Origin of the sequence: Mycolicibacterium arenosum (genome assembly GCF_024320865.1) — a bacterium.
GTDB lineage: Bacteria > Actinomycetota > Actinomycetes > Mycobacteriales > Mycobacteriaceae > Mycobacterium > Mycobacterium arenosum.
In genome coordinates, this window is sequence record NZ_JANDBD010000007.1 from 147,143 (window position 1) to 158,840 (window position 11,698).

The window sequence follows — 11,698 nt, forward strand, 5'->3', positions numbered from 1 at the left end:
CGAGCGAGCCAGCCTCGACCAAATCTCCTCATGTCGGCGGGCGGCTAGGCAAACCGCGCAACGAAAGGTCCTGAATGCTCCCACCCGAATCGCCGTTCTTCGACGTGCCGCGCAGCGAATGGATCGCGGCCAACCGATCGGCTTTCGCGATCTGGGACGCCTACCCCGTCAGCCCAGGCCACGCGCTGGTGATCACTCGCCGACAGATCAGCGACTGGTGGGAGGCAACACCCGACGAACGAGCCGACCTGCTCGCACTCGTCGACGACGTCCGTACCGCGATCCTCGGCGTGCATCAACCCGGTGGCTTCAACGTCGGCTTCAACGCCGGACAAGCCGCCGGGCAGACCATCGACCATCTACACATTCACGTCATACCTCGCTACATCGGCGACGTGACCGAACCGCGTGGCGGCGTCCGGCACGTGATCCCCGAGCGGGGTAACTACCTCGCGCCATCGGCGGGAACGGATATCGCCTCGAGCGCACCAATTCTCGTCGACGGCCAAGTGCGAATGCTGCTCCCCGAGTTGGTGCAGCACCTCCGCACAGTCGAGTTCGACCACATCGACATCGTAGTCAGCTTCATCAAGCAAAGCGGCCTCACCCAGATCGACGGGGCACTGCTGGACGCGCTCGAACGCGGCGCTCAGGTGCGGATACTCACCACCGACTACCTCGGCTTGACCGAACCGGCAGCGCTCGCGCGTCTGCACGACCTCGAGGCCGACTACCCCGACAAGCTGGGTGTCCGGGTGTTCCACGACCCGGAAGTCAGCTTCCACCCGAAGGCCTACCTGTTCTACTCCTCGCGTGGCGGGGCAGAGGCGGCGTTCGTCGGTAGCAGCAACCTCAGCGGATCGGGACTCGCCGGCGGGATCGAGTGGAACCTGCTCGTCGGCTCGATCGGCGAGGTGAAGGACCGCTTCCTCGTGCTCTGGCTCGACCGACGCAGCCTGCCGCTGACCGATGCTCTCATCGCCGCCTACCAACCCGCACCGCCGCACGTCCCCGCAGTGGTCGAGGTCATCGAGCAACCCGCGCTGCCGCCGGAGCCACGACCGATCCAGCGCGAGGCGCTCGATGCACTCGTTCAGACGAGGAACGATGACTTCCGCGCCGGAATGGTCACCATGGCAACCGGATTGGGCAAGACCTGGCTCGCTGCCTTCGACGTCGCGCGACCCGAGTTCCACCGCGTGCTGTTCGTCGCCCACCGCGAGGAGATCTTGAAGCAGAGCCGCGACGTGTTCCGCCTGGTCATGCCGACGGCGACACTGGGGCTGTACTACGGCGAGGAGAAGCGTCCCGATGCCGACATCGTCTTCGCGTCGGTCCAGACGTTGTCGCGCCACCTCGGCGTCTTCGCGCCCGACGCCTTCGACTACATCGTCGTCGACGAATTCCATCACGCGGCCGCCACGTCCTACCGCAAGGTGCTGGACCACTTCACGCCACGCTTCCTGCTCGGTCTCACCGCCACACCCGACCGCATGGACGGCGCCGACCTGCTCGCGCTGTGCGCCGACAACCTCGTGTACCAGTGCGACCTCGTCGAGGGCATCCGGCGGCAGGAGTTGGTGCCGTTCCACTACTGGGGCGTTGCCGATCCGGTCGACTTCGAGCCGATCCCCTGGCGCGGTGGCAGATTCGATCCGGCAGCCTTGGAAGCCGCCGTTGCAACGCAGGAACGCGCCCAGGCTTCCTACGACGAATGGTTGTCACGCCGAGGATCGAGGACGTTGGCGTTCTGCGCGTCGATGCATCACGCCGACTTCACCGCCGAGTTCTTTCGTGAGCGCGGCGTGCGAGCCGTATCCGTGCATAGCGGACCGAGTAGCGCGCCACGCCATGAATCTCTCGACGAGTTGCGCGCGGGCGATCTGGACGTGATCTTCACCGTCGACCTGTTCAACGAGGGACTCGACGTCCCGGACATCGACACCGTCTTGATGTTGCGGCCCACCGAGTCGTCGATCATCTTCCTTCAGCAGCTGGGTCGTGGCCTGCGGACCCGCGAGGGTAAGGACGGGCTGACGGTCATCGACTTCATCGGCAATCACCGCTCGTTCCTCATGAAGCCCCGCACATTGCTGAGCTTGGCCCGCGGGGAGACGCCAACGATGCTCCAGGTTTTCACAGCGATGACCAATAAGGAGTTCGACCTACCGCCAGGGTGTTCCATCGACTACGAACTCGGCGTCGTCGACATGCTTCGAGAGTTGACGAGAAGCACCGCACGGGATGCGATCGAGGAGTACTGCCGGTCGCATTTCGAAGATGAAGGCCTCCGCCCAACCGCGGCGCAGGCGTTCCGCGCCGGGCACGACCCATCGGCGGTTACGGCGAAGTACGGAAGCTGGTTCGGATTCCTCAGGGCAGTCGATCTGCTCGGCCGACGCGAGGCAGCCGCATTCGACCGTTACGGCGAGGTTCTCCGCGGCTTCCAGACGGAGAGCGTCACCAAGAGCTACAAGCTGGTCACGGTCCGATCGTTGATTCACGACGATGCGTTGCGAACAGGGGTGGACATCACCCGCAACGCCGAAACCTCGCGCGAGTTCCTCTTGGCCGATCCTCGTCTGGCACGTGACGTTCCCGTCAAGGAGTTCCCTCACCTTGCCGACGCACCGGCCAACAAGTGGGCGACGTACTGGCGGAAGTGGCCGATCTCCCACCTAACCGGTACCGGCGACAGCGCGCCCCGACCGAACGCGCTATTTCGGATCAGCGGCGATCGAATCGAGCCGACGTTCGATGTTGATGACGAATCAGCCGAGGTGTTCGAATCGATGGTCGCCGAGATCATCGACTACCGGCTCGCGAATTACGTTCTGAACAAGGAGAAGTCGACCACGCAGTTGTGGCGGTGTCGATTGGCCCATGCCGATGGCGAGCCGGTGGTCCGACTGGACAGGCGCGTACACACGGACTTGCCGACCGGCCGTGTGGACGTTGTCGCCGATGGCATCGGTTACGAGTTGTCCTTCGACAGGGGCGTCGTTGCGTTCGGTAGCCGCGAGGGTTCGACCGACAACGCGCTGCCCGAACTCCTTCGCGACTGGTTCGGACGCACCGCGGGCCATTCGCACACGCATGACGCAGTCGAGTTCGAGCGTGTCGACGGCACACTGCTCCTTCGCCCGGCTGCCGACTCGGAATCGGGAGACGGCGCGGTTGATCAGGTGCCGCTGTTCTCGAACTACGACGTGGCATTCCGTCCAGGGGCACAGCAGTCGTGGCATGGGCACGCTTCGACGGAGATCCCGATTCGTCGATCATCGGGCCGAGACTTAAGTCCTGCGAAGCACTTCGTGTGTTTCGCGACTCACGACTCAACCGACGAATCGGGTCAACGGATTCGTCGCGGCGATCCGCTGCTTTTCGAGTGGCTCAGCGGCGACGCGACGCCGGAACTGATCGGTGAGACCGTGCTCGTTGGCGGCGCGGACGATCCCGGCGCGGGGTTTCTGAAGGTGATGGATCGGAGCGCGGTTGCCCTTTCCGGCGTGCAGCCGATCGCACGGCTCATGGCGAAGCTCGACCAGGCCGAAGTCAATCCGCTGCAGGATCGGATCGGCGAGCAGTGCAAGTCGACTCAAGTCCCACCGCTGTACGGGCTAGTGCACAACCCTGGCAATTGGCAGCAGGGTCACGTGTCGCTCGACGAGTACGCCGTCCTGCTGGTCACGCTGGAGCCGAGAGCCGACCGGAGCCAGTACCTCGGGCGGTTCGAGGCTCGCGATGTCTTCGAATGGAGTTCGCAGGCGTCCACGGCTGCCGACGGCAAGAAGGGCCGGGAGATCCTGGAGTCATTGGAGACGGGTAAGCCGATCGAGCTGTGGATGCGCCAGAAGAGCACGCATCCGTTCTCCTACCTCGGCAGAGTAGCGCCGCTCAGCCACAAGGGCTCTCGCCCGATGCTGGTGACGTTTCGGCTGATGACGCCGCTGTCGGGCGAACTCGAGTCGAGGCTGGGAGTCAAATTCAAAGAGTGAGCGGCAATTTCGGGACGGGAGACGCTCTCATTATCAAATCTGAATCATTCCAGTCTGACCGACTACGCCGTAGACAGTTTGTTGGATAGGGCCTCCAACACAGGCGTCCAACCGGCGTAGTCCTTTGCTTTCGCATGCTTTTCCAACCACAGCGGAAAATGCTCTTTTCCGATCGGCGTGAAATCGTAGCGCCAGTCCTTGAACTTGAACGCCTTCGACTTAAGCACTATCTCCTCACCGAGGTCATCTACAAAGCGTTGCATCAATGATGACGCAAACAACCACTCAGCCTCAGCATCCTGCGTGTACGAGCCAGAAACAAACTTTCCGTACTCCAGTATATCGTCATTCTCGAAGTTGAATCTTTTCAACACATCGCGCCCCTTGCGGCCGTTCTCGTCCGAATCAAAAAGGGCCCACACAGGTTGACTGGCTTCCACGCCTAACAAGACGGCTTGAGCCACAAGCGAATCAACACCTGTGCTGTGAATGACGTGTAGGTCTCTCAGTTTCTCGTCGTAGCCCAACCCTGCCATCGCAAGTTCCAGAAATCTTTCATCTGATTCACCTTCAACCAAAAGAAGCGCGCCTGCTGAACTAGGAATTGTGCTGTACCGATCCAATAGATGGGGTATCACGTTATCCCTAAACAATCCACTAATCGCTTTGGCGTGGTTCTCGTTACCTGCCGCCGTATCGGCTACGTGGGAGAACCCATCCGTATCCTTCTTGACCGCCACCACCTGCGCCCGAGGCGATCGTGAGATGATCTACGGCGAGTGAGTAGTCACCAAGAGATTGACCCCTTTTCGCTGTGTCAACTCCTCCAAATCTCCGCGTAGGTGTTCTTGCGCCGCGGGATGCAAGAAAGACTCGGGTTCCTCGAGTGCGAACACAAGTGACTCCTTGGTGGTGTCCGTTAAGTAGCGCAAAAGGGCTACCAAAACTCCTCCCGCAACACCAGTTCCTTTATTCTTTAGAGAGCGGTTTCCACTGAGTCTTTTACAAAAATCGACACGTTCGACAGCGCCTCACCCAAATCGGCTACAGCAGGGACCAGTACGACATCGCGGAGTTCGGGAAACAGCCTGCCGGTTATTTGCAAAACTCGAGACCTCATCGGACCGAGCAGATCAGTCTTGAGGGTCTCTATATAGGCATGTCTTGCTTACTCAGAGTCGCTGAACTTACTACGCAGCTCCTCCTGGAGCACTTGAGACAATATCTCTCGAAACTTGCCTGCCAACAATTCTTGTTGACTTTGACCACTTTCAATTGCAACAAACTTGACAATCTTGCGAAATTGCGTAAGCGCTTTGATATTCAATTCCGGGTCTCACGTCGATCACCACCCCCGCGCGCAGCGAAGTATTCCTGCCTGGTGATCGTCTGCTGGTTGCCCCGATAAGTCACCACTAACCGCACAATCCCCTTGGATGCAGAAGTATTGCTGTTACCGGCCAACACGGACTTTTCATACTCATCTAAATATTTTAATAACGTACGCTCCTTAGCCGTATCGCCGGAGCACTGGAATGTCAGTGTCGTCCGAGGATATGCAAACAGGCGCTGATTGGGTACGTCCTCGAACGGGTTGAACTCGTAATTCGGATCCAACGCCATACGTAGAGCCCTGATCAGATTGGATTTGCCACTATTGTTGGGCCCGACCAGTGCATTCATGCCCTCGGAGATAGAGATGGCCGCTGGATCGAAGAACGATCGGAAGATCTTTACTTCAATCTTGGTTAGCTTCAAAACTCTCCCCATCTACATCGCTGCTGTTGATCCCCTGTGGCCCTAATCCGGATGCCGACATATCTGCACGCGACAGGCCGATTATGATCATCAAGCTCGTCGCAGTGCGGATCGCAGTGTCGGTCGGACGATGTCAGTTAGATATGAAGCATTAAGACTGGCTCCCCACCGAAGTTCGCCCCGCGCAGACGGATGCGAGAACGAACACACCAGCACTCGACGGTCTCCTAGAAAGCCTTCGCTCAAATTCGGTGAGTAGACGCGACCAGGCGTCATGACCGACTCGGTCCAGGCGCGTACGCTCTTACCCTGCATGACAAGAATTGTCGGTTCGAGAATCTCCAACGTTGCGGCTAAATGTCGACTGCAGTTCCCTACCATGGTCTGCGTCGCACGCCCTTGACGACTGTTGGCGGGGCCGGCAAAACATAGCAGGCGATTTACCAGCGCAAAACCGTCAAAGATATGGAACGGTTTGCCGTTCGCAGGGTAGACCCACTCACCCTCGTAGTCCGATCCCAACCCGTGGCCGAACAGTAACCGCAGCGCCGATGTAGTACCGCGCATGTGAGGGTTTCGCGCTTTGTGCGTGGCGTCGGCATAATATCGGCAGTCGATTCCCGATCCATCGTGCACGTGGCGGTATCGATCCGCCATAGTGACCCTCTGGCCGTCCGCTTCCTGGCCGATAACCACGATCCGGAAGGGTTTGTCTCCGCGCGTCAGATCGAAACTCCGCCCCACGTGGCTCATCGTCCCCTCAAGGAAAACGTGGCCTGCCCTACGGTCGCGAGAAGCTCGGCACGCCCGCAGGTCGGTACATCGAAAATTCCCTTCTCCTAGGAGGTTCCGCTCCACGTATGCCTGAAGACGGCGCAAGCGCTGGCGACTTCCGGGTCGGTCAACGTGGAGCAGTGGTGAGGTGGACACACTTCGATTATGTCTGGATTGCCGAACCACGCTCCGCTGTTCCGCAAAGGTTCTAATGTTTGACATGACCGCACTCCGGTACTACAAGGGGGACCCGCCAGGTGCCGTCTGACGCTCAACGCAATGTCATCACAACCTGCAAGATTGACGCCACTGGGTCGAACCCGATCAGTTGCTGTGAAGCCCGGCGCAAGTGATCACGCGCACGGAGTTTTTTCGTTGTCATCAGGAGGCACTTGGTTTCGCTCCCGACAAGGAAAAGCACGGCGCGATTGCGGCGTCCGCCGACGCGACCTTGTATGTGGTCGCAGGCCCGGGCACCGGAAAAACTGCATGCCTTGCCGCGCGCATCTTGAAACTCATGCTCGTCGACGATGTGCCGCCCGACGGGATCGTCGCGACCACGTTCACCACCAAGGCTGCCGCCGAGTTGAGGTCCCGAGTCTTGGACTGGGGGTTCCGGATGACCGGTCAACTGGCCGACGACAAGCGGTTAAGCAAGGCCAAACGCGCTGCAGCATCATCGCTTGACATCAACCAGGTAGTGACTGGCACGATCGACAGCCTCTGCCAGGACATGCTGTTGCGCTACCGGGATCCTGGAAACCAACCACCCGTAGTCGTCGATGAGTTCGTCGCTAAAACACTGCTGCTGCGCAACGGTCTGTTCGAAGACGGTCGATACAAGAGCAACCGATTCGACGAACTGCTGATGAGACTCGGTGCTCGGGCGACCAGGTTCGGTTGGAACGTCGGCACCAAGGCTGACATTCTTTCCGCCGCTGCAGACCGCATCATCCATGACCGCGTGGACACGAAGAAGTACTCAGGTGTGCGCTCGATCGACGAGAAATACAAGCGCGACAAGCTGCTGTCCGCTGTCAGGTCGTATGCCACGAACCTAGGTGAACGTATGATGCTGGATTACCCGCGCGTAGAGCAGGAAGCACTCACCAGGCTGGAAGCCGGTGGTCTTTCAACGTTCCTAAAAAGGGTTCGCGCCGTCTTAGTTGACGAGTATCAGGACACCAACCTCGTTCAAGAACAGATCTACTTCCAACTTGCGAAGGCCTGCGGCGGCGCGTTGACCGTCGTCGGTGACGACGACCAGAGCCTCTACCGGTTCCGTGGCGCGACCGTCGAACTATTTAGCAGGTTCGGGGAACGCACCAGCGGCGAAGGCTGGATAGCGAAGCCGATCTTCCTCCAGACAAATTACCGGTCTTCTGAACGGGTGGTTCGCTTCGTCGACCGATATGCGCGAATGGATGCTCAATATCAGACTGTCCGCGCAAAGAGTAAGCCGCCGTTGAAGACTCCGATGTCAGCGGGCGCGGGTCCACCAGTACTCGCGATGTTCCGAGATACAACGGAAGAACTAGCAGAAGACCTCGCCGGGGTCATTAACGAGGTGTTTGACGGCGAGGGGTTGTCGATCCCCGGATTTGGCCGTATTCGGCGCGACCGAAATGCGGGAAGCGTGGGCGATGCCGCCCTGCTCTGTTCGAGCCCGCGCGAGACTCGCAATGGCACTCCGGCGCTGCCTGGACTGCTCCGAACATCGTTAAGCCGAGATCACCGGATCAAGACCTTCAACCCGCGCGGTCAGGCACTCCATGATGTCGACGTGGTGGCGATCCTCGGCGGAGCATTACTAACCTGCCTCGACCCAGATCAGCGGATCGAAACCGCTGTATTCCTTACTAATCCAACGCGTTCCACGTTCCAGTGCTGGCGACAGGCGACACGAGAAGCCAAGACATTTCAGAAGAACGCAGGGCAAATCATCAAGGGATGGGAGGCAAGAGACCGCTCAAGGAAATGGCCGGAGCGCGTGTCCGCCCTAGAATTGCTGTACTCACTTTCGGCATTTCTTCCCGACCTTCGCGATGACCCGGAGGGCCAGGTATACCTAGAGGCGTTTGCGAGACAGCTATCCGCCTGCGAGCAAGTGAGTAACTTCGGCGGTCGTGTCCTGACATCATCCGACGGCAACACGGACGCGAAGGGTTTGAGTATGGCGGACCACAGCGTCCGCGATCTCCTCCAACATTTTCTGGGACCGATCGCCGCGGGCGCGGTCGACGTCAACGAAGACCTCATCGAGGACTTTCCACGGAACCGCCTGCCCGTCTTGTCTATTCATCAAGCGAAAGGACTCGAGTTTCCGCTGACGATCGTCGACGTCGGTTCCTCGTTCAAGAGCAACCACCAGGGCCACCGGTTCAAACGCTTCCCAATCAGTCCCACATCGGCTCAGGCCATGGAGGACCACTTCCGCCCGTACACCCCACTCGGCGCACCTCAACGCTCCGGTGTCGATCGGGCATTCGACGACCTCTATCGCCAATATTTCGTCGCGTTCAGTCGCGCTAGAGACGTCCTCCTTCTCGTGGCACTCAACGCGGCACGCCCTGACGGTGCGATCGCCAATGTAGCGATGGGTTGGTGCCGGGACGGAACCTCAACCTGGGCAGCCGATCCGCCATACGTAGAGATCTGAGGTAAAGCGATGGAACTGAGCGTTCGAAAGCCGCCGTACTTGATCCCCTCCTACAGTTTGACCGGAGACCTGCTCAGCTTCATGCGGTGTGGCCTGCAGTACAGATACAACGGCATCGGTCACCTGCCATCGACGCGACCCGTTCAAATGTGGTTCGGTCAGTTCATCCACGGAGTCCTCGAAGAGGCGTTTAGGCGATACGGAGCGTCGGCGGACGGCACGATCATCGCAAGGCCGGAACTCGAGGAGGTCATGGACCTCATCACGCGTCGCCTGGCTGCCAACGGATTGAGACCACGAAATCGAGACCTAGAGACAATTGGGCGAGATCGCGCTCGCGTCGCTGTCCACAAACTCGGCCCGGAGTTGTTTCCGATCATCAGCGAGGCCGAGGTCCCCTTGAACGGTACTCGCCCCATGCTTCAGAAAGACTGGCCGAAGTCGCTTCCGCGACGAGAGTCCGATCGGTACGAGATGGCAGGCATCGTCGACGTCATCACCGACGTGACACTCGACGATCCGTCTCTTCAGGACAACAAGATCGTGGCCGCTGTATCGAAGGCTCTGCCGGCATCGCTACCGAGCCGATTCGAAGTCATCGTCGACTACAAGGGGATGCGCAGGCCGCCGATGAAGGACCGCACCAACGCACCCGACTATTGGAACATCTACGAATGGCAACTCCAGACGTACGCTCAGCTTCGGTCCGTCCAAGCGGACGCTCGCCCGGTCGTTGCGGGAATCCTCATCTACCTCAACGAACTTCGGCCGTCGAAGGGTGACATCGATACCCTCAAGCGGGAACTCCGCGCGGGAACGACGGATGTTCGTCCCGCGAAAAGAAGCAACGACGCCCAGTTCCTTGCGAACGACCAACAAGGCGTAGCTCCCGACCTCTCATTCGACTACCGACTCGCCAGAGCGCTCCGCGTTGTGCCAATCAGTCCCGAGTCGCAACGCGTCGCCGCCCGGAAGTTCGACGGAGTGGTTCGGGACATCGAGATCGCTCACGCACGGGAACGGCAGTCGCCACACATCCTGACGGAGTGGCCGACAAATTCTTCCGACAACTCCACATGCGTTGCATGCGACTGGAAGACCGTGTCTCCAGCACACCCTGGTACTCAGGTCTCGTTGCCAACGGAAAGCGCGTGAGTGCGAGTCTATCGGCGCTGGCGTGCCGCTAACCACAAGACAAGCGCCTGGCCCGTAAGCGCATCTGTGCGCGTGCCACGTCTGACGTAGAACGCTTCTTGGCCGCCCTTCTGTTTCAGGGTGACCACCGTACCCGCCGGTTGCGCGGGCACCTCGATGATCGCGACCTCAACACCATCCTTCGTGATCCAGTGCACGCGTAGGCCCAACGTCTCCCATCTGGGAAACAAATAATTGTCGGTGTACTCAGCTATTTTTTGTTCGAATCCATCTCGGTCACCGCTTTTGAGGCTGGCGAAGTCGCGCCCCAACCCAAGCAAGATCCGTTCGTCGTCCTGCCCAATGATGACATGGCCACCGTCAGTATTAGCAAGGGCTGCAATCGATTTGCCAACCTGAAGTTGCATTTGCTCAGTGGGTATCGTCTTAACTTCCCCGACTGGGACAAGGAACGAAGATTTGCGTTCCAGCCTTTGATTCTCATGTTTATCGAGCAGAGTCGCAATCTCGCTCAGGCTGGAGTTGCGTTGCCGCCGCACTTGCCAGGCCGCAGATTCGTGGCTTCTGTCGACCATTAGCGAGATGAGGTTGCTGACCCATCGCGCGTTGTCCGGACACTCGTCGACGTTGAGATCGTGGGATAACCAACCCGCAATCAGGGCAGCGTGCCCTCTTCCGAAGTCGTTCACGGTCGCCCAGGGCGACAAGCCTCCGGCGTCTACGTAGAGGTCATCTTCCAGAGTCTGTGTCGAGGCTTGATTGCCGGTTGCAGCAATTTCACTGTTCGACACGCTGAGGTGGACAGCGCCTTCAACGAGTAACGAATCGATTCCCTCCAAAGCCGGAATCATTCGCTCACCCACGACCATCTGGCTGGCAAAGTATCTCGTACCGTACCTCTCCTGGGCGCCCGCATCGTATAAGTAACGCGTTCGGCCCTTCCCTTGCCGATTAGGAAAGCTGACCCTGGCGCCAAACATCTGAGCGGCGTCATCCAACGTCGCTTGGTGCTTGCGCGCTGAGTTTCGGTCGACGTCGGCGACAACCAACTGGCCGCCCTCGAACGCGAACGACTCGGCCAACGCCGGTGGAAATCGCTCCGTCGCTCCGCCACTTCCGTCGGTCCAGCCGCCCTCCATGTAGACGACGTCAACCTCACTTAGTTGGTCGGCGCTGACTACCCAGTTGCCGACACGCGACTCAAGCAGGTCCGAACCCGGCGGGACTATAGCGCCGCAAACCTGCAGATTGTGCTCACCTGCCAGATGGCGCGCGAGTGACCGACCAACGTGCTCGATTCCGTCGTAAGTTAGTAACGACGCGACGTAGATGATGTTCATTCCTCTAAGCCACC

General features: G+C 59.5%; 6 protein-coding genes and 1 pseudogene. 3 read left to right on the forward strand and 4 right to left on the reverse strand.

Going from position 1 to position 11,698, the window contains the following annotated elements:
* The first annotated feature begins 74 nt into the window (after positions 1 to 74).
* On the forward strand, positions 75 to 3,998 hold the full coding sequence (locus NM203_RS17860) for a DUF3427 domain-containing protein (RefSeq protein ID WP_255061395.1): 3,924 nt from the start codon (positions 75 to 77) through the stop codon (positions 3,996 to 3,998).
* Between the two features lie 62 nt (positions 3,999 to 4,060).
* On the opposite strand, the gene NM203_RS17865 is transcribed toward NM203_RS17860, so the two are convergent.
* The 3 genes and pseudogenes from NM203_RS17865 to NM203_RS17870 form a co-directional block, all read right to left on the reverse strand.
* Complete coding sequence (locus tag NM203_RS17865; RefSeq protein WP_255061396.1) at positions 4,061 to 4,738, reverse strand: OLD family protein; 678 nt, start codon at positions 4,736 to 4,738, stop codon at positions 4,061 to 4,063.
* A gap of 30 nt (positions 4,739 to 4,768) precedes the next feature.
* Positions 4,769 to 4,969, reverse strand: a pseudogene (locus NM203_RS33535) (AAA family ATPase); the annotation flags it as partial.
* Between the two features lie 352 nt (positions 4,970 to 5,321).
* A complete protein-coding gene (locus NM203_RS17870; RefSeq protein ID WP_255061397.1) occupies positions 5,322 to 5,756 on the reverse strand; it encodes an AAA family ATPase in 435 nt (144 codons plus the stop codon).
* A gap of 1,123 nt (positions 5,757 to 6,879) precedes the next feature.
* Here NM203_RS17870 and NM203_RS17875 point away from each other — a divergent pair.
* Complete coding sequence (locus tag NM203_RS17875) at positions 6,880 to 9,189, forward strand: UvrD-helicase domain-containing protein (RefSeq protein WP_255061398.1); 2,310 nt, start codon at positions 6,880 to 6,882, stop codon at positions 9,187 to 9,189.
* Between the two features lie 9 nt (positions 9,190 to 9,198).
* Positions 9,199 to 10,344, forward strand: a complete 1,146-nt coding sequence (locus NM203_RS17880; RefSeq protein ID WP_255061399.1) for a PD-(D/E)XK nuclease family protein — start codon at positions 9,199 to 9,201, stop codon at positions 10,342 to 10,344.
* A gap of 8 nt (positions 10,345 to 10,352) precedes the next feature.
* On the opposite strand, the gene NM203_RS17885 is transcribed toward NM203_RS17880, so the two are convergent.
* Positions 10,353 to 11,684, reverse strand: a complete 1,332-nt coding sequence (locus NM203_RS17885; protein ID WP_255061400.1) for an AlbA family DNA-binding domain-containing protein — start codon at positions 11,682 to 11,684, stop codon at positions 10,353 to 10,355.
* Positions 11,685 to 11,698 lie beyond the last annotated feature (14 nt).

Coding starts and splice junctions, on each gene's coding strand:
- NM203_RS17860 (WP_255061395.1), top strand. CDS start 75: ATGCTCCCACCCGAATCGCCGTTCTTCGACGTGCCGCGCAGCGAATGG.
- NM203_RS17880 (WP_255061399.1), top strand. CDS start 9,199: ATGGAACTGAGCGTTCGAAAGCCGCCGTACTTGATCCCCTCCTACAGT.
- NM203_RS17885 (WP_255061400.1), bottom strand. CDS start 11,684: ATGAACATCATCTACGTCGCGTCGTTACTAACTTACGACGGAATCGAG.